The organism is Klebsiella oxytoca (genome assembly GCF_009707385.1).
Taxonomy (GTDB): domain Bacteria; phylum Pseudomonadota; class Gammaproteobacteria; order Enterobacterales; family Enterobacteriaceae; genus Klebsiella; species Klebsiella oxytoca_C.
The window spans coordinates 4,808,378-4,830,570 of the sequence record NZ_CP046115.1; the positions used below are offsets into that span (position 1 = coordinate 4,808,378).

Genomic DNA, 22,193 nt, shown 5'->3' on the forward strand with positions numbered 1-22,193 from the left:
CCGCATTTCTAATTATTGATAGGTTGGTAATACGTTAAAACTCGACAGGAAATGCACAATAACATTACCCAGACCAAACAGCAGGACCAAAGCAATCATCGGCTTTCCACCCCAAACGCGAAATAATGGGCTGCCGAAGCGTTTACGCGATGCGCGAGCCAACAGCGCCGGTACAATTGCCGCCCAGATCGTCGCCGCCAGGCCTGCATAACCAATCGCGTACAGGAATCCGTTCGGCCACAGCAGGCCGCCAATTATCGGCGGAGCGAAGGTCAGAAGCGCGGTTTTAAAACGTCCCAATGAGGAATCATCAAAACCGAATAAATCAGCAAGATAATCAAACAGACCGAGCGTTACGCCCAGGAATGAACTGGCAACGGCAAAGTTCGAGAAGATAACTAACAGCAGATCAAGGCTCCGGCTATTCAGTACGCCGCTGAGCGCCTGGACCAGGACATCTATGTTGCCCCCCTTCTGCGCAATCCCGATAAATTCCGGTCGAGGGATATTGCCCATCGTTACCAGCAGCCATACCACGTACAGACCCAGCGCTAACAGCGTGCCATAAACCAGGCATTTAACAATAGTACGTGGATCCTTGCCGTAGTACTTCATCAGGCTCGGCACGTTACCGTGATAGCCGAAAGACGCAAGGCAGAACGGCAGCGTCATCAAAAGGTAGGGCATGTATGACGCATTTTGTTCAGCAACGTTAAACAGGGTTGTCGGCTGGACGTGCCCCAACAGGCTGCCGAAGGTGAGAAAGAAAGTAATCACCTTTGCTCCCAGAACAATGGCCGTCATACGGCTCACCGCTTTGGTACTCAGCCAGACGATAAACGCCACCAGCAGCGCAAAACCGAAGCCAGCCGCCCTTGCCGGTACGTTCAGTGACATTTCGCTAAACGTATGGTGCAGAATCGAGCCGCTGGCGGAAATATAAGCGTAAGTCAGAATATAAAGTACAAAGGCGATCGACACGCCGTTAATCAGATTCCAGCCTTTGCCGAGCAAATCCTTAGTAATGGTATCGAAGCTTGCGCCAATTCGATAATTCAGGTTCGCTTCGAGGATCATTAACCCTGAGTGAAGCATGCAAAACCAGGTAAAAACCAGGGCCGCCAGAGACCAGAAGAACCACGCTCCGGACATTACGACCGGCAGTGAGAACATCCCCGCGCCAATAATCGTCCCGCCAATAATCACTACGCCGCCAAATAAGGACGGTCGGGTTGCCGTAGTGGTAAGTGTCGCCATTTGCCGAAATCTCCAGTCAAAAAAACTTTTCTTGTTATTAACGTGACGCACTGTACCAGTACACGAGTACAAAAGAAATAAAAAAAGCCCCAATCGTTAAGATCGGGGCTGTATCGTTTACTTTACGTCAGCGGAACGCTAATTATGCATCGCCACCGAAACGACGACGACCAGCGGAGTCATCACGACGCGGAGCAGAAGCATCATCGCGGCGCGGCGCACGGCCACCTTCACGACGTTCGCCGCTGAAGCGACGACCTTCACCACGACCGCCTTCGCGACGCTCACCACCGAAACCACGACCTTCACGACGTTCACCGCCGCCGAAGCTACGGCCGCCTTCACGACGCTCACCGCCGCCACGACGTTCGCCGCTGCGCTCAGGACGCGGCTGAGCATCGCCCAGCAGCTGCATGTTCATCGGCTTGTTCAGGATGCGCGTACGCGTAAAGTGCTGCAGCACCTCGCCCGGCATACCTTTCGGCAGTTCGATTGTTGAGTGAGAAGCGAACAGCTTGATGTTACCGATGTAACGGCTGCTGATATCGCCTTCGTTAGCAATCGCGCCAACGATATGACGAACTTCAACGCCGTCATCACGGCCCACTTCAATGCGGTACAGCTCCATATCGCCGACATCACGACGCTCGCGCTTAGGACGATCTTCGCCACCGCGCTCACCGCGTGGGCCACGATCGTTACGGTCGCCACGACGTTCGAAACGATCGTCACGGTCGCGGAACTCGCGCTTAGGACGCATAGGCGCATCCGGCGGCAGAATCAGCGGACGCTCGCCCTGAGCCATTTTCAGCAGTGCTGCGGCCAGAGTTTCAACATCCAGCTCTTCACCTTCAGCAGACGGCTGGATTTTCGCCAGCAGCGCGCGGTACTGATCCAGATCGCTACTTTCCAGCTGCTGCTGAACTTTCGCGGCGAATTTTTCCAGACGACGTTTGCCCAGCAGTTCTGCGTTCGGCAGTTCAACTTCCGGAATAGTCAGCTTCATCGTACGTTCGATATTGCGCAGCAGACGACGCTCGCGGTTCTCAACGAACAGCAGCGCGCGGCCAGCACGACCCGCACGACCGGTACGACCGATACGGTGAACGTAAGACTCAGAATCCATCGGGATATCGTAGTTAACAACCAGGCTGATACGCTCAACGTCCAGGCCACGGGCCGCAACGTCGGTGGCGATCAGGATATCCAGACGACCGTCTTTCAGACGCTCCAGAGTCTGCTCACGCAGGGACTGGTTCATATCACCGTTCAGCGCGGCGCTGCTATAGCCGCTACGTTCCAGCGCTTCGGCCACTTCCAGGGTCGCGTTTTTGGTACGAACGAAGATAATCGCCGCATCAAAATCTTCCGCTTCCAGGAAACGCACCAGCGCTTCGTTTTTACGCATACCGTAAGCAGTCCAGTAGCTCTGGCTGATGTCCGGGCGCGTGGTTACGCTGGACTGGATGCGTACTTCCTGCGGCTCTTTCATAAAGCGGCGGGTAATACGACGAATCGCTTCCGGCATAGTGGCAGAGAACAGAGCGGTCTGATGACCTTCCGGGATCTGCGCCATAATGGTTTCTACGTCTTCGATAAAGCCCATGCGCAGCATTTCGTCAGCTTCATCCAGCACCAGACCGCTCAGTTTAGAGAGATCCAGCGTGCCGCGTTTCAGGTGGTCCAGCAGACGACCCGGAGTACCAACAACGATTTGTGGACCCTGACGCAGCGCGCGCAGCTGCACGTCATAACGCTGGCCGCCATAAAGGGCAACCACGTTTACGCCGCGCATATGTTTAGAGAATTCCGTCATTGCTTCAGCAACCTGTACCGCCAGTTCGCGGGTCGGCGCCAGCACCAGAATCTGCGGTGCTCTCAGCTCAGGATCAATATTGTTCAGCAGCGGTAAAGAGAACGCTGCGGTTTTACCGCTACCCGTCTGGGCCATACCCAGAACGTCGCGGCCGCCCAGCAGATGCGGAATGCACTCAGCCTGGATCGGAGATGGTTTTTCGTAACCCAGATCGTTAAGCGCTTCAAGGATGGGAGCCTTCAGGCCCAGATCTGCAAAAGTGGTTTCGAATTCAGCCATGTAGTACGTGTGCCTCAAAATTAATGGCGGCCAGTCTACATAACTCATCGTGAAAATTTACGGTAATTTTCATTGAAAAGTGTGAACCGGCTCAAAGTAGATGTATTAACGAACAACAACGCCCTCACCCGCGAAGGTGATGGCAATCAAAAAAAGGGCTGATGTGTTCGTCAGCTATTGCTGGTCCGATTCTGCCAGGTCATCTTGCTCCTGGCCCAAGAGCGATAATTCCAACAATGCGTATCGGTGCTCAACGTAGTTGTGAACGTTGTTTGCGACCGCCAGTTTGAACAGTGCCGTAGCGCTGTCCTTGTCCCCCAGACTTAGGTAGTACTTACCTAAATAGAAGTTGGTTTCACTGAGATGCTCAGCGAGCGAGGTGTTATCCGTTGCGTCTGCCTTCAGACGGTTCATTAGCTCTTTTTCGCTAATGTCGCCAAGGTAGAACCCGACAATGTTCCATCCCCATTGTTCTTTATCCGACTTGTTTAAGCGCTGTCTCAGTGCTTCAAGTGCCTGCTTCTCATTGAGCTGACGCTCAGCGAGATAAAGCCACAGGCTTCGGAAAGGATCATTGGGATCGTCTTGATAAAACGCCAGCAGATCATCTTGCGCTAACTTAGCGCGACCGCCGTAATACAGAGCGATGCCGCGATTTAAGTGCGCGTAGTTGTAAGTTGGATCAAGCTCAAGTACAGAATCAAACGCTTCATAGGCAGCATCAAAATTGCCTGCCTGCGTTAAATAAATGCCTAAGTAATTGAATACTTCAGGCATATCCGGTCGGATTGCCAGCGCTTGTGAAAAATCATTCCGCGCCAATGCCCTCAGACCGAGACTATCATACAACACTCCGCGCTCATATAAAAGCTGTGCGCGTTCGTCATCGGTTAAAGCCCGACTGGCAAGAATTTGTTCCATGCGCGCCAGAATCACTTCCTGCTGCAAAGTCGGTTGCAATGGCACCGCGAGGACTGCGTCGTTACGCCAGGCAGAGCTGTTGCATCCTGCCAGCGTGAGAGCTGTCGCCACGAAACACCAGCGCAAAAAAGGCTTCATTTCCCACTCCCGAAGACAACGATTGGATGAACGTCCAGTTCCCCGGCTGCAAACAGGGCTTCCTGCCCGTAATGCGCCCTCCGCAATGCGGAGGGCAAACGGCAACCTTACTCGCCCTGCTGTTCAGCAGCCGGAGCTTCCGGCGCAGCCGCAGGCTGAGTTTGTTCAGTTGCTTCTTTGATGCTCAGACGGACACGGCCCTGACGGTCAACTTCCAGAACCTTAACCGGCACTTCCTGACCCATCTGCAGATAGTCGGTCACTTTCTCAACGCGCTTGTCGGCGATTTGAGAGATGTGAACCAGACCTTCTTTTCCGCCGCCAATGGCAACAAACGCACCAAAGTCAACGATACGGGTCACTTTACCGTTATAGATACGGCCAACTTCGATCTCAGCGGTGATCTCTTCGATACGACGAATTGCATGCTGCGCTTTGTCGCCATCGGTTGCAGCGATCTTCACGGTACCGTCATCTTCGATTTCGATAGTGGTGCCGGTTTCTTCGGTCAGAGCACGAATGACGGAACCGCCTTTACCGATAACGTCTTTAATCTTGTCCGGGCTGATCTTGATCGTGTGGATACGTGGTGCGAATTCAGAGATGTCGCCACGCGGCGCGTTAATCGCCTGTTCCATCACGCCCAGGATGTGCAGACGCGCACCTTTAGCCTGGTTCAGAGCAACCTGCATGATCTCTTTGGTGATACCTTCAATTTTGATATCCATCTGCAGAGCAGAGATACCTTCACGGGAGCCCGCGACTTTGAAGTCCATATCGCCCAGGTGATCTTCATCGCCCAGAATGTCAGACAGCACGACGAAGTTGTCGCCTTCTTTCACCAGGCCCATTGCGATACCCGCAACGGCGGCTTTCACCGGTACACCTGCGTCCATCAGCGCCAGAGAAGCGCCACAGACGGAAGCCATGGAGGAGGAGCCGTTCGATTCGGTGATCTCAGAAACCACGCGTACGGTGTACGGGAACTCTTCGATAGTCGGCATCACGGCCAGTACGCCGCGCTTAGCCAGACGACCGTGACCGATTTCACGACGCTTCGGAGAACCGACCATTCCCGTTTCGCCTACGGAGTACGGAGGGAAGTTATAGTGGAACAGGAAGGAGTCAGTGCGCTCGCCCATTAGTTCATCGATGTTCTGCGCGTCGCGTGCGGTACCCAGAGTCGCGGTAACCAGCGCCTGAGTTTCGCCACGGGTAAAGAGTGCGGAACCGTGGGTACGTGGCAGAACGCCGGTACGAACGTCCAGACCACGGATCATATCTTTTTCACGACCATCAATACGCGGCTCACCGGCCAGTACGCGGCTACGCACCACGTTTTTCTCGATTGCGTGCAGGATTTCACCCAGTTCGTTAGCGTCCAGGGCTTCATCTTCCGCAACCAGGGTCGCGATAGTCTCAGATTTGATCACGTCAACCTGAGCATAACGCTCCTGTTTGTCGGTGATACGGTAAGCATCGCTCAGGCGAGCTTCAGCCAGCGCAGCAACGCGCGCGTTCAGCGCTGCGTCAACTACTTCTGGCTGCCAGTCCCAACGCGGTTTACCGGCTTCTTTCACCAGGTCGTTGATGTTCTGAATAACAACCTGCTGTTGTTCGTGACCGAACACCACAGCGCCCAGCATCTGGTCTTCGCTCAGCAGTTCAGCTTCAGATTCAACCATCAGCACAGCGGCTTCGGTACCCGCAACAACCAGATCCAGTTTGCTGGACTTCAGCTCTTCCTGGGTCGGGTTCAGTACGTACTGGTCATTAATATAACCCACGCGCGCGGCGCCAATTGGGCCGTTGAACGGAATACCGGACAGGGACAGCGCTGCGGAAGCGCCAATCATCGCGACGATATCCGGGTTAACCTGTGGGTTAACGGAAACAACGGTCGCAATTACCTGGACTTCGTTAACGAAGCCTTCCGGGAACAGCGGGCGAACCGGGCGGTCAATCAGACGCGCGATCAGGGTTTCGCCTTCGCTCGGACGGCCTTCACGACGGAAGAAACCACCCGGGATTTTACCTGCAGCGTAGGTACGCTCTTGATAGTTAACGGTCAGCGGGAAGAAATCCTGGCCTGGCTTCGCTTTTTTCTGACCAACAACGGTAACGAATACCGCAGTGTCATCCATGCTAACCATAACAGCGGCAGTTGCCTGACGCGCCATCATGCCAGTCTCCAGCGTTACGGTATGTTGGCCGTACTGGAATTTACGAACGATCGGATTAAGCAAAATTCTATCCTTTTATCTATAGATGATGTCAAATCCACGATAAGACATCGTATGACCCGATCTTCTGCATCCTCGCGACTAATGACAACCTTTACCCGCCCTTGCGAGTCAAGCCTCTCATTAGCCGCGCGAACCTCTGCACGAAGATCATTAATAGCAACAATACATGAGTTTTTAATGAATTGCTGCCGCCCGGTCGAAAAAAGGGGCCGTGAGGCCCCTTCTTCTGAAACTCGCAGAATTAGCGACGCAGACCCAGACGCTCGATCAGCGAAGAGTAACGTGCAACATCTTTACGTTTCAGGTAGTCGAGCAGTTTACGACGCTGAGAAACCATGCGCAGCAGACCACGACGGCTGTGGTGATCTTTTTTGTGCTCTGCAAAGTGACCCTGCAGGTGGTTGATCTGTGCAGTCAGCAGTGCAACCTGAACTTCAGTAGAACCACTGTCGTTTTCGCCACGACCGAACTCAGAAACGATTTTTGCTTTAGCTTCAACGCTTAGAGACATTTTCGAACTCCAAATTAAAAGAAAGAAAGGGTGCCGATCTCTAATTCAGCAACCCCTGATATAACGCTCGCAAATGTTAAAACACTTTAGCGGGCGTTAAGCGGCGATATTCTACTCGCAGCAGCCTTTTATCGCAAGGAAAGCGCTCAGACAGGGTATTCAACCACCAGACGACGAGGCGCCACGCGGCCTTCATCGTCGATTTCACCCATGCCAAGAAACTTCTCTTCATCACCTTCGGTGACGCGAACCAGTCCCTGCAGCGGCGCGCCCGATGTCCGAACCGGGTTACCGTTTTTAAAGTAGACGGCTGATGTTTCCGGAATATTAACCAGCGGGTAATCCGAAGCCGGACTGTCCATCGACATCAAAAGCGGATCCAGCAGTTGGGCTGCGGGAATATCCTGGGCATTCGCCTGTTCAACCAGCGCCTGCAGCTGCTCAAGCGTCACCATTCGTTCAACGGGATATTTACTGACCGCCAGGCGACGCAGGAAAATGACGTGCGCGCCACATCCTAGCTTCTCGCCTAAATCATCAATAATCGTGCGAATGTAGGTGCCTTTCGAGCAGTGGATTTCCAGCTCAAGCTCCGTCCCCTCATGGCGAATAAACAGCAGCTCGTAAACCGTAATCGGCCGGGATTCACGCGGTACTTCAATCCCCTGACGGGCATATTCGTACAGTTTTTTCCCCTGGTATTTCAGCGCCGAATACATCGATGGCACCTGCTGGGTTTCCCCGCGGAAGCTGTCGAGCGCGGCTGCCAGCTGCTCAGGACTAAAAGTCAACGGACGTTCTTCCACCACCTGGCCATCGGCATCAGAGGTATCGGTGCGCTGGCCAAGCTTAGCAATCACGCGGTAGCGCTTGTCAGAATCGAGCAGATACTGGGAAAACTTTGTCGCTTCCCCGAGGCAAATCGGCAGCATGCCGGTCGCCAGCGGATCCAGCGCTCCCGTATGCCCTGCCCGGTTAGCATTATAAAGTCGTTTAATTTTCTGCAGCACGTCGTTGCTGGAGGCACCTTGCGGTTTATCCAACAACAGTACGCCGTGCACGTCGCGACCGCGACGACGAGGACGACTCATTAGTCCTCCTTACTGTCGTCCGGATTCACACGACGCTCATCGTCATGTTTCACCACGCTGGTCACCAGGTTCGACATGCGCATCCCTTCGACTAATGAATTATCGTAGAAGAAGGTCAGTTCCGGCACGATACGCAGGCGCATTGCTTTGCCCAGCAGCGAGCGGATGAAACCAGACGCTTCCTGCAAAGCCTTGATGCCCGCTTTTACGGCGGCTTCGTCTTTGTCGTTAAGGAAGGTTACGAACACTTTGGCATAGGCCAGATCGCGGGACATTTCGACACCGGAAACGGTGGTCATCATGCCCAGACGCGGGTCTTTAATTTCGCGCTGCAGGATGATTGCGATCTCTTTTTGCATCTCCTGGGCCACGCGCTGCGGGCGACCAAATTCTTTCGCCATAATAAATTCTCCAGACAAATAAGGGGGCCACGCGGCCCCCTTTAATTTTGTATAACCGGGTGGCGCTGCGCTTCCCCGGTCTACTAAACGATTAATCGATGGTACGTTGAATCTCGATGATTTCGAACACTTCGATCATATCGCCAACGCGAACGTCGTTGTAGTTCTTAACGCCGATACCACATTCCATACCGTTACGAACTTCGTTAACGTCATCTTTGAAGCGGCGCAGGGATTCCAGCTCGCCTTCATAGATAACCACGTTGTCGCGCAGTACGCGGATTGGGTTGTGACGCTTGATCGTACCTTCGGTAACCATACAGCCCGCGATAGCGCCGAATTTCGGCGATTTGAACACATCACGAACTTCCGCCAGACCAATGATCTGCTGTTTCAGTTCCGGAGACAGCATGCCGCTCATCGCTGCTTTCACTTCGTCGATCAGATGGTAGATGACGGAGTAGTAGCGCAGATCCAGGCTTTCCGCGTCGATAACTTTACGTGCGGATGCATCAGCACGAACGTTAAAGCCAACCAGAATTGCGTTGGATGCCGCAGCCAGGGTCGCGTCGGTTTCGGTGATACCACCTACGCCGGAACCGATGATCTTCACTTTCACTTCGTCGGTCGACAGTTTCAGTAAGGAGTCGGAGATCGCTTCCACAGAGCCCTGAACGTCCGCTTTGAGGACGATGTTCACTTCGTGAACTTCGCCTTCGGTCATGTTGGCGAACATGTTCTCAAGCTTAGATTTCTGCTGACGAGCCAGTTTAACTTCACGGAATTTACCCTGACGATACAGCGCAACTTCACGTGCTTTCTTCTCATCACGAACAACGGTAACTTCGTCACCGGCAGCCGGTACGCCTGACAGGCCAAGGATTTCCACCGGAATGGATGGGCCCGCTTCCAGCACTTCCTGACCCAGTTCGTTACGCATCGCACGAACGCGACCGTATTCGAAACCGCACAGAACGATATCGCCTTTATGCAGCGTACCTTCACGTACCAGAACGGTAGCAACCGGACCACGACCTTTATCCAGGAAGGATTCGATAACCGCGCCGCTCGCCATACCTTTACGAACCGCTTTCAGCTCCAGAACTTCAGCCTGCAGCAGGATTGCGTCCAGCAGTTCGTCGATACCTGTACCCGCTTTAGCAGATACGTGGACGAACTGGCTCTCACCGCCCCACTCTTCCGGCAGAATGCCGTACTGGGACAGTTCGTTTTTAACGCGATCCGGATCCGCTTCCGGCTTATCGATTTTGTTCACCGCAACCACAACCGGCACACCCGCCGCTTTCGCGTGCTGGATAGCTTCGATGGTCTGCGGCATCACGCCGTCGTCTGCCGCCACAACCAGAACCACGATATCCGTCGCCTGCGCACCGCGAGCACGCATAGAGGTAAACGCGGCGTGGCCCGGAGTATCCAGGAAGGTGATCATACCGTTGTCGGTTTCGACGTGGTACGCACCGATGTGCTGGGTAATGCCGCCCGCTTCGCCAGAGGCAACTTTCGTGGAACGAATGTAGTCCAGCAGAGAGGTTTTACCATGGTCAACGTGACCCATAATGGTCACTACCGGTGCGCGCGGTTCAGCCGCAGCGCCGGTATCACGGTCGCTCATTACCGCTTCTTCCAGCTCGTTTTCACGACGCAGGATAACTTTGTGGCCCATCTCTTCGGCAACCAGCTGTGCGGTTTCCTGGTCGATGACCTGGTTGATGGTTGCCATGGCGCCCAGTTTCATCATCGCTTTGATGACCTGAGAACCTTTGACGGCCATTTTGTTGGCCAGATCGCCAACGGTGATGGTTTCACCGATAATCACATCGCGGTTAACAGCCTGAGCGGGCTTCTGGAAGCCTTGCTGCAAGGTGGAACCTTTGCGATGTTTACCGCCTTTACCACCGCGAACCGCCGCGCGGGCTTCTTCACGATCGGCTTTAGATTCAGCGTGTTTGTTGCCTTTCTTCGCCGGACGCGCGGCTTTAGCGTTGCGTCCGCGGCCGCGGCCGCCTTCAACTTCACGGTCGTTATCGTCTTCAGCCTGACGTGCATGCTGAGACGTGGTTACGTGATAGTCAGTGGTTTCTTCCGGAGTTTCTGGCGCTTCAGTCCAGTTTTTTTCATTTTCTTGAGCCATACGGCGTGCTTCTTCCGCTACACGGCGCGCTTCTTCTTCAAGTTTGCGGCGTGCTTCTTCTTCCGATTTGCGCTTCAGCTCCGCAGCTTCGTTTTCGCGGCGTTGCTTTTCAGCCTGGGCGGTTTTGGTCATATCGTCGGTTTGTTGATTGCTCACTTTGTCTTTTTCCGCGGCTTCACGTTTCGCTTTGTCGGCGAGTTCACGTTTCGCTTGTTCTGCGGCCTCACGTTCAGCTTTTAATTGCGCCTCGCGTTTGGCTGATTCTTCTGCCTCACGACGGGCTTGCTCTTCCGCTTCACGCTGCGCCTGCTCTTCCGCGGCAAGGCGCTCGGCCTCTTGCGGATCGCGTTTCACAAAGGTGCGTTTCTTGCGGACTTCGATTTGTACCGATTTACTCTTTCCACCGGTACCTGGAATATTTAACGTACTGCGCGTTTTGCGCTGCAGCGTCAGTTTGTCGGGCGCTGAGCCATGTTCACGGTTCAGGTGCGTCAACAAAGTTTGTTTCTCTTGCGCGGTCACAGAATCATCAGCTGATTTGCGGATCCCTGCATCAGCAAATTGCTGTATCAGGCGATCCACAGAGGTCTGAATCTCTGAGGCCAGCGCTTTAATGGTCACATCTGTCATGCTGTTCCTTCCTGCTACAGTTTATTACGCTTCGTCGCCGAACCAACAAATATTACGAGCGGCCATGATAAGTTCTCCGGCTTTCTCATCGGTCAAGCCTTCGATATCAGCCAGATCATCAATGCCCTGCTCGGCGAGATCTTCCAGCGTACAAACACCACGAGCGGCCAGGGTAAATGCCAGGGCGCGATCCATGCCTTCCAGATTCAAAAGATCGTCGGCAGGTTTGCTGTCTCCCAGGCTTTCTTCTTTAGCCAGCGCCAGCGTGGTCAGCGCGTTTTTCGCACGCTCACGGAGTGCTTCAACGGTCGCTTCATCCAGACCGTCAATTTCCAGCAGTTCTTTCATTGGCACATAGGCCAGCTCTTCCAGAGTGGCGAAACCTTCCTCAACCAGCAGCGTGGCGAAATCTTCATCAATATCAAGATATTTAGTGAAGGTATCAATCGCTGCATGGGCTTCGGCCTGATGCTTAGCCTGGAGATCATCAACGGTCATAACGTTGAGTTCCCAACCGCTCAGCTGAGAGGCCAGACGCACGTTCTGACCGTTACGGCCAATGGCCTGTGCCAGGTTACCCGCCTCTACCGCGATATCCATAGTGTGCTTGTCTTCATCTACCACGATAGATGCGACATCAGCCGGAGCCATGGCGTTAATCACGAACTGCGCCGGGTTATCATCCCACAGGACGATATCGATACGCTCGCCGCCCAGTTCAGTAGAAACTGCCTGAACGCGCGCGCCGCGCATACCGACGCAGGCACCGACCGGGTCAATACGCTTGTCGTTGGTTTTCACTGCGATTTTGGCGCGGGAGCCAGGATCGCGAGCCGCCGCTTTAATTTCGAGAACTTCTTCACCAATTTCCGGCACTTCAATGCGGAACAGTTCAACCAGCATTTCCGGCTTGGAGCGAGTCACGAACAGCTGTGCGCCGCGCGCTTCCGGACGAACTGCATACAGTACGCCGCGGATACGGTCACCCGGACGGAAGTTCTCACGCGGTAACATATCTTCGCGCAGGATCACAGCTTCAGCATTGTTGCCCAGATCCAACGTGATGTTGTCGCGGTTAACTTTCTTCACTACGCCCGTGATGATTTCACCTTCGTGCTCACGGAACTGATCAACGACCATTGCGCGTTCAGCTTCACGTACTTTTTGTACGATAACCTGCTTTGCGGTCTGCGTAGTGATACGGTCAAAGGTGACAGATTCAATCTGGTCTTCGACGTAATCGCCAGGATTCATGCTTTCATCTTCGTAGCGCGCAGCTTCCAGCGTGATTTCGCGCGTCGGCTGAGTGACTTCTTCAACCACCAACCAGCGACGGAAAGTATCAAAATCACCGCTTTTGCGATCGATCTCTACGCGAACGTCGATCTCTTGCTCGTATTTTTTCTTGGTAGCCGTTGCCAGCGCACTTTCCAACGCTTCGAAAATTTTCTCACGCGGCAGCGCCTTTTCGTTGGAAACGGCTTCAACAACAGCCAAAATTTCTTTGTTCATCGGGGCCTTTCACCTCAATCCAGACTGTTAAAAGTGGGGAACCAGGTTCGCCTTCTGGATGTTACTCAGCGCGAACACTTCATCTTTGCCTTCGACGGTTACCGTGATCATCTCACCGTCTACCGCTTTGATAATGCCCTGCCATTTGCGTCGGTTTTGTACCGCCATGCGCAAAACCAGCGAAACTTCTTCGCCGATGAAACGCTCATAGTGCTCGGCGGTAAACATAGGACGATCGAGACCAGGGGAAGAAACTTCCAGGTTATAAGCGACTGTGATCGGGTCTTCGACATCCATAACAGCACTGACCTGGTGGCTCACATCAGCACAATCATCAACATTGATGCCATCTTCACTATCAATATAGATGCGCAGTGTGGACGTGCGACCGCGAATAAATTCGATGCCGACCAGCTCAAAGCCAAGCGCTTCAACTGGCGCAGTGAGCATCTCTGTTAATTTTTGCTCTAATGTGGACAAACCCACCCCCAAGACATAAAAAAAGGGCGTATAGCCCAGTTATTCTGAAGTCAGATAACAAAAAACCCCGATAAATCGGGGCTTTAGATAACTGAACCCTGAGATCGCAACTGCGATCTGGAACACTTTCCAGAAGAATTCTTTCAAATTCGTCTACGAAGGACCCGGTCCTCACAGTATATTTGAAAAAGTACTTATTGGGAAAGTGGTTGCGGGGGCCGGATTTGAACCGACGACCTTCGGGTTATGAGCCCGACGAGCTACCAGGCTGCTCCACCCCGCGCCTGAAACGTGGCATATTTTACTCGTTTTGAGCAAAAGACGCAAATACTGCTGGGATTTGGTACCGAGAGACGGGACATAAAATCGTAGTGAATTGTATTGATACTTCATATATTTTGTCAACATGAATTTCACGTTGCAGGTTTCTCTTCACGCTGGTATTTCTGGGTTTTTTGGCAAAAAGACGCAGAGCCTCTTCCTGTCGCCAGCAAAAGATGATTAAATGAAAACTCACAATTAATGCATAAACATGCAATAAAGATTGTTGAGTCAAACTCACCACAGTCTATCTAGCAGGGTTTTATTTTATGACGACGATTCTCAAGCATCTCCCGGTTGGCCAACGTATTGGTATCGCTTTTTCTGGTGGACTGGATACCAGCGCCGCGCTGCTGTGGATGCGTAAAAAAGGGGCGGTCCCTTATGCATATACTGCTAACCTGGGACAGCCAGATGAAGACGATTACGAAGCCATTCCTCGTCGTGCCAAAGAGTATGGTGCTGAAGGAGCTCGTCTGATCGACTGCCGTAAGCAGCTGGTTGCGGAAGGTATTGCTGCAATCCAGTGCGGCGCATTTCATAACACCACCGGCGGGTTAACCTACTTTAATACCACTCCGCTGGGCCGCGCAGTGACTGGTACTATGCTGGTCGCCGCAATGAAAGAAGACGGCGTTAACATCTGGGGCGACGGCAGTACCTATAAAGGTAACGATATCGAACGTTTCTATCGTTACGGTCTGCTGACCAACGCTGAGCTGAAAATTTACAAACCGTGGCTGGATAGCGACTTTATCGACGAGTTAGGCGGCCGCCAGGAGATGTCAGAGTTTATGATCTCCTGCGGGTTTGACTATAAAATGTCGGTTGAAAAAGCCTACTCCACCGACTCCAATATGCTGGGTGCAACGCACGAAGCTAAAGATCTTGAGTTCCTGAACTCCAGCGTCAAGATTGTGAACCCGATTATGGGCGTCAAATTCTGGGACGAAAACGTCAAAATCGCTGCGGAAGAAGTTACCGTTCGTTTTGAACAGGGTCATCCGGTAGCGCTGAATGGCCAGACCTTCAGCGATGACGTTGAGCTGATGATGGAGGCTAACCGCATCGGCGGCCGCCATGGCCTGGGTATGAGCGATCAAATTGAAAACCGTATTATAGAAGCGAAGAGCCGCGGCATTTATGAGGCCCCGGGAATGGCGTTACTGCATATCGCCTATGAACGTCTTTTAACCGGTATTCATAACGAAGATACCATTGAGCAATATCATGCACACGGCCGTCAGCTGGGTCGTCTGCTGTATCAGGGGCGCTGGTTCGACTCACAGGCACTGATGCTGCGTGACGGCCTGCAGCGCTGGGTAGCAAGCCAAATCACCGGTGAAGTCACTCTTGAGCTCCGTCGCGGTAACGACTACTCCATCCTGAATACCGTCTCAGATAATCTGACCTATAAAGCAGAGCGTCTGACAATGGAAAAAGGCGACTCGATGTTCTCCGCAGAGGACCGTATCGGCCAGCTCACTATGCGTAATCTGGATATCACCGATACGCGCGAAAAACTTTTTGGTTATGCCCAGTCCGGACTGCTGACAGCGTCTTCCGCCACCGGTTTACCGCAGGTGGAAAATCTGGAAAACAAGGGTAAGTAACCCACCAGAAAATACTAAGGCCGCGCAAGCGGCCTTTTTTATACAGAAATAATCACCCAAAGCTTCGCTGAAATATCAGAAGCGGCCTCGCGTCCCCACCTTTCTCGGGACGAAAAAAAGACGCTTTTAGCGTCTCTTTTTCAGAAATTGGTACCGAGGATGGGACTCGAACCCACAAGCCCGTTAGGGCACTACCACCTCAAGGTAGCGTGTCTACCAATTCCACCACCTCGGTACGGATACAACTTATTAGTGCGGGATATCACTGCTCGGCTGTGCCGGAGCTGTCGGCTGAGTTTGCTCAGTTTTCGGAGCGCTCAGGTTATCCCACTCACTTCCTTTATTGGTCTTGTTGCTGTTGATATTACCCAGCGCCAGACTGATGATGAAGAACAGCGCAGCCAGGATACCAGTCATGCGGGTCATGAAGTTACCAGAACCGCTGGATCCAAACAGAGTGCCGGAAGCGCCTGCTCCGAAGGAGGCTCCCATATCAGCGCCTTTACCTTGCTGCAGCATAATCAGACCAACAAGGCCAATCGCTACAATAAGGAAAACAACTAAAAGAGCTTCGTACATAATCAACCTGTTCCTTGCGGATTCGCCGCATACCAAGTGCTTCGACCAATAAAGCGGGACGTTTTAATGTTTCCCACTGAAGCGGGTGTGAATACTAACCAAAGCGAATGACCTTCGCAAGGGCAATTTCAGCGCATTGTATCAAGTGCAGAAAAAAACAGCAAAAAGCGATTTATTGTCGATTAAAAAAGCGGCAAGCGCCGCCTTTTTAATCACTTAGCAAGTCAAATTAAACGCTTTTTACGGCATCAGCGATACGATGGGCAAATTCATGCACCTGTTCTTCATGCTCGCCTTCTACCATGACGCGAATCAGCGGCTCGGTGCCTGATTTGCGCAGTAATACGCGACCGCGGTTCCCCAGCGCAGCTTCTACTTCTGCCGTTACCGCTTTCACGTGCTCATGTTCCAGCGGGTTACCGCTACCTTCAGTAAAGCGCACGTTAACCAGAATCTGCGGGAACATTTTCATTCCGCTGCACAGGTCGTGCAGGCTCATATGGTTGCGTACCATCGCTGCCACCACCTGCAGGCTGGCGACAATCCCATCCCCCGTGGTGGTTTTGTCCAGCAGGATCACATGACCGGAGTTTTCTGCGCCAATACGCCAGCCTTTCTCCTGAAGTTTCTCCAGCACATAGCGGTCTCCCACCTTCGCGCGAACAAAAGGAATTCCCAGCTGTTTGAGCGCCAGTTCCAGCCCCATGTTGCTCATCAGCGTCCCGACGGCGCCGCCGCGCAGCTGCCCCTGACGCAATCCCTCACGGGCAATGATATAAAGGATCTGGTCACCATCGACTTTATTGCCTTCATGATCAACCATAATGACCCGATCGCCATCACCATCGTAGGCAATACCGAGGTCAGCTTTTTCCGCTAATACGCGCGCCTGCAGAGCACGCACATCCGTCGCCCCTACTTCTTCATTAATGTTGAGTCCATCAGGCTCGCAGCCCATCGCGATAACCTGAGCACCCAGCTCACGGAAAACGCTCGGCGCGATATGATAAGTCGCCCCATGGGCGCAATCGACCACCACTTTCAGAGAATTGAGGCTCAGCTCATTCGGAAAAGTGCCTTTACAAAACTCGATATAGCGACCGGCTGCGTCAACGATACGACTGGCTTTACCCAACTCCGCAGAATCGACGCAGGTCAGCTCTTTTTCCATTTCGGCTTCAATAGCTTCTTCAACTTCATCCGGAAGCTTAGTGCCTTCGATAGAGAAGAATTTAATGCCGTTGTCATAGAACGGATTATGCGACGCGGAAATCACAATCCCGGCTTCCGCACGGAAGGTACGCGTCAGATAGGCAATTGCCGGGGTTGGCATAGGGCCGGTAAAAGATGCTGATAATCCCGCGGCCGCCAGGCCCGCTTCCAGAGCGGACTCCAGCATATAGCCAGAGATACGGGTATCTTTACCAATAATAATCTTCCGTGAACCGTGGCGCGCCAGCACTTTACCTGCCGCCCAGCCCAGCTTTAACACAAACTCAGGCGTAATTGGCGCATCACCCACGCGGCCACGAATACCATCGGTACCAAAATATTTGCGGTTACTCATAACGTTTATTTTCCTTAGCGGCCAGGGTAGCTTCCACCACGCGCAGCGCTTCTACCGTTTCTTTGACATCATGGACGCGAATAATTTGCGCGCCCTGCATGGCAGCAATGACTGCGCAAGCCAGACTGCCGTTCAGACGTTCCGCTGGCCCGACGTTAAGTAACTGACCTATCATCGATTTCCGCGACATACCTACCAGCAGCGGAAGACCGAAATGATGGAACTCACCAAGTCGGGCAAGCAGTTCATAATTATGGGAAAGATTTTTACCGAAACCGAATCCCGGGTCGAGCAACAATTTATCTTTTGAGATACCTGCCCGCTCGCAGCGCACAATATGTTCGACAAAAAAGCGCTCTACGTCAGCAAACACGTCCGCATACTTCGGCGCTTCCTGCATCGTCTTCGGCTGCCCCTGCATATGCATCAGGCATACTGGCAATCCCGTTTCGGCTGCGGCTTCCAGCGCTCCCGGTTCGGTAAGCGAACGGATATCATTGATGATATGCGCACCAACGCGCGCTGACTCACGAATGACCTCCGGCTTTGAGGTATCAACGGAAATCCATACTTCAAAACGCTGGGCAATCGCTTCTACCGTCGGAATCACTCGCGCCAGCTCTTCGTCAACGCTGACATCAGCAGCCCCAGGACGCGTCGATTCTCCACCGATATCAATGATGGTCGCTCCAGCGTTAATCATCAGATTGGCATGTTTAACGGCCTCTATCAGCGTGTTGTGTGTTCCACCGTCAGAGAATGAATCTGGAGTAACATTAAGAATACCCATCACATGTGGATGAGAGAGATCGAGGGTTGAGCCCTGGGCTACAAGTTTCATCGCTAAATCCCTGAGTCAGAGAAAGATTGAAAAAGAAAAACCCCGGAGCAAACGCCCAGGGGTTTTAAAAAGTACAACAGCATCAATAACGGCTGACTTATTTGTCGCCCAGCTGTTCTGACATGGTATTGCCCGGGTTTGGCGTACGCGGTTCATCGACCGGACGCGGAGCACGAGGGGTGCCATTGTTGTCAGAATTGTTGGACGAACCCGGTTCTTCCCAACCCGCTGGCGGGCGAACATCGCGGCGAGCCATCAGATCATCAATCTGCGGAGCATCGATGGTCTCATATTTCATGAGCGCATCTTTCATTGCATGCAGGATGTCCATGTTATCGTTCAGGAGCTGACGTGCACGATTGTAGTTACGCTCAATCAGTGACTTCACTTCCTGGTCGATGATACGAGCCGTTTCATCGGACATATGCTTCGCTTTCGCGACGCTGCGGCCAAGGAATACTTCACCTTCTTCTTCGGCATACAGCAACGGGCCGAGTTTGTCAGAGAAGCCCCACTGGGTCACCATGTTACGCGCCAGGTTGGTCGCCACTTTAATGTCGTTCGACGCACCGGTAGAAACATGTTCTACGCCGTAGATAATCTCTTCCGCCAGACGACCGCCGTACAGGGTAGAAATCTGACTCTCAAGCTTCTGACGGCTGGCGCTGATCGCATCGCCTTCAGGCAGGAAGAAAGTCACACCCAATGCGCGACCGCGCGGAATAATCGTTACTTTGTGCACCGGATCGTGTTCCGGCACCAGGCGACCGATAATCGCGTGGCCCGCTTCGTGATATGCGGTGGACTCTTTCTGCGCTTCCGTCATCACCATGGAGCGACGTTCCGCACCCATCATGATTTTGTCTTTCGCTTTTTCAAATTCCACCATCGATACAACGCGCTTGTTGCCACGAGCAGCAAACAGCGCCGCTTCGTTCACCAGGTTTGCCAGATCGGCACCGGAGAAGCCAGGAGTACCACGAGCAATGATTGCCGCGTCGATATCCGGCGCCAGCGGTACGCGACGCATATGCACTTTCAGGATCTGTTCACGACCGCGAACATCCGGCAGACCAACGACAACCTGACGGTCGAAACGGCCCGGACGCAGCAGCGCAGGGTCAAGAACATCCGGACGGTTGGTTGCCGCGATAACGATGATACCTTCGTTACCCTCGAAGCCATCCATCTCAACCAGCATCTGGTTCAGCGTCTGTTCACGTTCATCGTGACCACCGCCCAGGCCTGCGCCACGCTGGCGGCCTACGGCGTCGATTTCATCGATAAAGATGATGCACGGAGCCGCTTTCTTGGCTTGCTCGAACATGTCGCGCACGCGGGATGCACCAACACCAACGAACATTTCAACGAAGTCAGAACCGGAAATCGTAAAGAATGGGACCTTCGCTTCACCTGCAATGGCTTTTGCCAGCAAGGTTTTACCAGTACCCGGAGGACCGACCATCAGGACGCCTTTCGGGATTTTACCGCCCAGCTTCTGGAAACGGCTCGGCTCACGCAGGTACTCAACCAGCTCAGCCACTTCTTCTTTCGCTTCGTCACAACCCGCAACGTCGGCAAAAGTGGTTTTAATCTGATCTTCCGTTAGCATGCGCGCCTTGCTCTTACCGAACGACATGGCGCCTTTGCCACCGCCGCCCTGCATCTGGCGCATAAAGAAGATCCAGACGCCGATTAGTAACAGCATCGGGAACCATGAAATGAAGATAGAAGCCAGCAGGCTTGGCTCTTCCGGCGGTTCGCCAACCACTTTGACGTTTTTAGTCAACAGGTTATCAAGCAGCTTCGGATCGTTAACCGGAATGTAAGTCGTGTAACGGTTACTATCTTTCTTGGTAACGTTGATCTCACGTCCGTTGATACGCGCTTCGCGAACCTGGTCCTGATTGACCTCTTGCAGGAAGGTTGAATAATCTACCTTTCGGCCATTCGACTCGCTGGGCCCAAAGCTCTGGAAAACTGACATCAGCACAACGGCAATGACCAGCCAGAGTATTAGGTTTTTCGCCATGTCACTCAAGGGATTAACCTCTTATTACAACTGTGTTAAAAACAGCGTCAGGATACTCTATATCCAGCGTCTTTCAAACTTTCGGTTGAATTCTGCCGGTTATGGTTTACGCCCGGTCGCTACAATATACACTTCACGCGAACGGGCGCGAGAAGAGTCCGGCTTACGAACTTTGACCTTCGTAAACAGGGAGCGAATCTCTCTTAGATACTCATCGAAGCCTTCGCCCTGGAACACCTTCACTACAAAACTACCACCTGGCGCTAATACATCACGAGCCATTCCAAGCGCCAGTTCCACCAGATACATGGCCCGGGGAATATCCACCGCCGGTGTTCCACACATATTTGGCGCCATATCGGACATGACAACTTGTACTTTACTGTCACCTACACGCTCAAGTAACGCTTTCAGGACTAATTCATCACGAAAGTCGCCCTGAAGGAAGTCCACACCAACGATTGGATCCATAGGTAAAAGATCGCAAGCAATGATGCGGCCGCTGTTACCGATTTGCGTAACCGCATATTGCGACCAGCCACCGGGTGCAGCGCCGAGGTCGACTATCGTCATCCCCGGTTTAAAAATCTTGTCACTTTGCTGTATTTCATCAAGTTTAAACCAGGCGCGGGAACGTAACCCCTTTTTCTGTGCCTGTTGAACATATTTATCGCTAAAGTGTTCCTGAAGCCAACGACTTGAGCTGGCAGAACGCTTTTTACCTGTCATTTAACATTCCCATTTCGGGTTCATCGTACTTCGCGACGTAAAAATCGACGCGGTAGTTTGGCGATATATGGGAGATGGCGGTAGAATGAACCGTTTTCAATCCCAACGTAAGCAAAATAATACGATGAATCTGAGTACTAAACAAAAACAGCACCTGAAAGGTCTGGCACATCCGCTCAAGCCGGTAGTTATGCTTGGCAACAATGGTTTGACCGAAGGGGTACTGGCCGAGATTGAACAAGCGTTAGAGCACCATGAACTTATCAAGGTGAAGATCGCCTCGGAAGATCGCGAAACTAAAACCTTGATCGTGGAAGCTATCGTGCGCGAAACCGGCGCCTGTAATGTACAGGTCATCGGGAAAACGCTAGTTCTGTACCGCCCGACTAAAGAGCGTAAAATCTCGCTGCCACGCTAAGAATATCCTGGTTATCGACACAACTTTGTGTAAATCGAGGGTTTTCTGCGGGTAGACGAGCAAAATGCCATGCTCCGGACGTTGATAAAAGGCCGCTACGCGGCCTTTTTCCTTTCTTTACAATCCATCAACATCGTAGCGTTAAATTCGGATTAAAGGTACTCAACCTTAATAATTTCGAATTCGACTTCACCGCCCGGCGTGCGAATGACAACAACATCATCCTGCTCTTTGCCGATCAGACCACGTGCAATCGGTGAATTCACAGAGATCAGATTTTGCTTAAAGTCGGCCTCATCATCGCCGACGATACGATAAGTTTGCTCTTCATCCGTATCAAGATTCAGAACGCTGACCGTACAGCCAAAAATCACCCGGCCATTGTTAGGCATTTTGGTGATATCAATGACCTGCGCGTTGGAGAGCTTCGCTTCAATATCTTTAATGCGGCCTTCACAGAAGCCCTGCTGTTCGCGGGCAGCATGATACTCGGCATTTTCTTTCAGATCGCCGTGCTCTCGCGCCTCGGCAATAGCCGCGATAATTTCAGGACGACGTACGGACTTCAGGAAATCCAGTTCTTCGCGCAGTTTTTCAGCACCACGTAAGGTCATCGGAATAGCTTGCATTTGTTATACCTCTTTGTCATTCCTTCAAGG

General features: G+C 52.6%; 19 protein-coding genes and 2 tRNA genes. 2 read left to right on the forward strand and 19 right to left on the reverse strand.

Features of this window, described 5'->3' with window-relative positions; all coding sequences use genetic code 11:
* Window positions 1-12: 12 nt before the first annotated feature.
* From mtr to GJ746_RS22470, 12 genes are all read right to left on the reverse strand, one after another.
* On the reverse strand, window positions 13-1,257 hold the full coding sequence (gene mtr, locus GJ746_RS22415) for a tryptophan permease (RefSeq protein WP_154682171.1): 1,245 nt from the start codon (window positions 1,255-1,257) through the stop codon (window positions 13-15).
* A 142-nt stretch (window positions 1,258-1,399) separates the two neighbouring features.
* A complete protein-coding gene (locus tag GJ746_RS22420) occupies window positions 1,400-3,352 on the reverse strand; it encodes a DEAD/DEAH family ATP-dependent RNA helicase (protein WP_154682172.1) in 1,953 nt (650 codons plus the stop codon).
* On the reverse strand, window positions 3,345-3,425 hold the full coding sequence (yrbN, locus tag GJ746_RS22425) for a protein YrbN (RefSeq protein WP_085903200.1): 81 nt from the start codon (window positions 3,423-3,425) through the stop codon (window positions 3,345-3,347). Before yrbN ends, GJ746_RS22420 begins: the two co-directional genes overlap by 8 nt.
* 101 nt (window positions 3,426-3,526) lie before the next feature.
* The gene (nlpI, locus tag GJ746_RS22430) at window positions 3,527-4,411 is read right to left on the reverse strand and encodes a lipoprotein NlpI (protein WP_154682173.1); all 885 of its coding nucleotides are present in this window, start codon (window positions 4,409-4,411) and stop codon (window positions 3,527-3,529) included.
* A 107-nt stretch (window positions 4,412-4,518) separates the two neighbouring features.
* Window positions 4,519-6,657 carry a polyribonucleotide nucleotidyltransferase gene (pnp, locus tag GJ746_RS22435; protein WP_154682174.1) on the reverse strand — a complete coding sequence of 713 codons (2,139 nt, stop codon included), beginning with the start codon at window positions 6,655-6,657 and terminating at the stop codon, window positions 4,519-4,521.
* A gap of 241 nt (window positions 6,658-6,898) precedes the next feature.
* Window positions 6,899-7,168, reverse strand: coding sequence for a 30S ribosomal protein S15 (gene rpsO / locus GJ746_RS22440; RefSeq protein WP_004106090.1), 270 nt, complete (start codon window positions 7,166-7,168; stop codon window positions 6,899-6,901).
* Between the two features lie 146 nt (window positions 7,169-7,314).
* A complete protein-coding gene (gene truB, locus GJ746_RS22445) occupies window positions 7,315-8,259 on the reverse strand; it encodes a tRNA pseudouridine(55) synthase TruB (protein ID WP_154682175.1) in 945 nt (314 codons plus the stop codon).
* Window positions 8,259-8,660, reverse strand: a complete 402-nt coding sequence (gene rbfA, locus GJ746_RS22450; protein ID WP_004106092.1) for a 30S ribosome-binding factor RbfA — start codon at window positions 8,658-8,660, stop codon at window positions 8,259-8,261. Before rbfA ends, truB begins: the two co-directional genes overlap by 1 nt.
* Window positions 8,661-8,751: 91 nt before the next feature.
* On the reverse strand, window positions 8,752-11,442 hold the full coding sequence (gene infB, locus GJ746_RS22455) for a translation initiation factor IF-2 (RefSeq protein WP_154682176.1): 2,691 nt from the start codon (window positions 11,440-11,442) through the stop codon (window positions 8,752-8,754).
* Between the two features lie 24 nt (window positions 11,443-11,466).
* The gene (gene nusA / locus GJ746_RS22460; protein WP_004125657.1) at window positions 11,467-12,954 is read right to left on the reverse strand and encodes a transcription termination factor NusA; all 1,488 of its coding nucleotides are present in this window, start codon (window positions 12,952-12,954) and stop codon (window positions 11,467-11,469) included.
* Between the two features lie 27 nt (window positions 12,955-12,981).
* The gene (rimP, locus tag GJ746_RS22465) at window positions 12,982-13,434 is read right to left on the reverse strand and encodes a ribosome maturation factor RimP (protein ID WP_154682177.1); all 453 of its coding nucleotides are present in this window, start codon (window positions 13,432-13,434) and stop codon (window positions 12,982-12,984) included.
* A 206-nt stretch (window positions 13,435-13,640) separates the two neighbouring features.
* A tRNA-Met gene (locus GJ746_RS22470) sits at window positions 13,641-13,717 on the reverse strand.
* Between the two features lie 307 nt (window positions 13,718-14,024).
* On the opposite strand from GJ746_RS22470, the gene argG reads away from it, so the two are divergent.
* Window positions 14,025-15,368 carry an argininosuccinate synthase gene (argG, locus tag GJ746_RS22475; RefSeq protein WP_154682178.1) on the forward strand — a complete coding sequence of 448 codons (1,344 nt, stop codon included), beginning with the start codon at window positions 14,025-14,027 and terminating at the stop codon, window positions 15,366-15,368.
* 148 nt (window positions 15,369-15,516) lie between these two features.
* On the opposite strand, the gene GJ746_RS22480 is transcribed toward argG, so the two are convergent.
* The 6 genes from GJ746_RS22480 to rlmE form a co-directional block, all read right to left on the reverse strand.
* Window positions 15,517-15,603: transfer RNA gene (locus GJ746_RS22480), tRNA-Leu, on the reverse strand.
* A gap of 14 nt (window positions 15,604-15,617) precedes the next feature.
* Window positions 15,618-15,947 carry a preprotein translocase subunit SecG gene (gene secG / locus GJ746_RS22485; protein WP_004106103.1) on the reverse strand — a complete coding sequence of 110 codons (330 nt, stop codon included), beginning with the start codon at window positions 15,945-15,947 and terminating at the stop codon, window positions 15,618-15,620.
* Between the two features lie 229 nt (window positions 15,948-16,176).
* Entirely contained in the window at window positions 16,177-17,514 is a 1,338-nt protein-coding gene (glmM, locus tag GJ746_RS22490) for a phosphoglucosamine mutase (protein WP_154682179.1), read from the reverse strand.
* Window positions 17,507-18,355 (reverse strand): dihydropteroate synthase, encoded by an 849-nt coding sequence (folP, locus tag GJ746_RS22495; protein ID WP_154682180.1) that lies wholly within the window; start codon window positions 18,353-18,355, stop codon window positions 17,507-17,509. Before folP ends, glmM begins: the two co-directional genes overlap by 8 nt.
* 97 nt (window positions 18,356-18,452) lie before the next feature.
* A complete protein-coding gene (gene ftsH, locus GJ746_RS22500; RefSeq protein WP_004139802.1) occupies window positions 18,453-20,387 on the reverse strand; it encodes an ATP-dependent zinc metalloprotease FtsH in 1,935 nt (644 codons plus the stop codon).
* A 99-nt stretch (window positions 20,388-20,486) separates the two neighbouring features.
* Window positions 20,487-21,116: a 23S rRNA (uridine(2552)-2'-O)-methyltransferase RlmE gene (gene rlmE, locus GJ746_RS22505; RefSeq protein ID WP_004106110.1), complete on the reverse strand. Its 630-nt coding sequence runs from the start codon at window positions 21,114-21,116 to the stop codon at window positions 20,487-20,489.
* 124 nt (window positions 21,117-21,240) lie between these two features.
* Between rlmE and yhbY the strand changes: the two genes are divergently transcribed.
* On the forward strand, window positions 21,241-21,534 hold the full coding sequence (gene yhbY, locus GJ746_RS22510) for a ribosome assembly RNA-binding protein YhbY (RefSeq protein WP_004139797.1): 294 nt from the start codon (window positions 21,241-21,243) through the stop codon (window positions 21,532-21,534).
* Window positions 21,535-21,686: 152 nt separating this feature from the next.
* On the opposite strand, the gene greA is transcribed toward yhbY, so the two are convergent.
* Entirely contained in the window at window positions 21,687-22,163 is a 477-nt protein-coding gene (gene greA / locus GJ746_RS22515; protein WP_154682181.1) for a transcription elongation factor GreA, read from the reverse strand.
* Window positions 22,164-22,193: the final 30 nt, after the last annotated feature.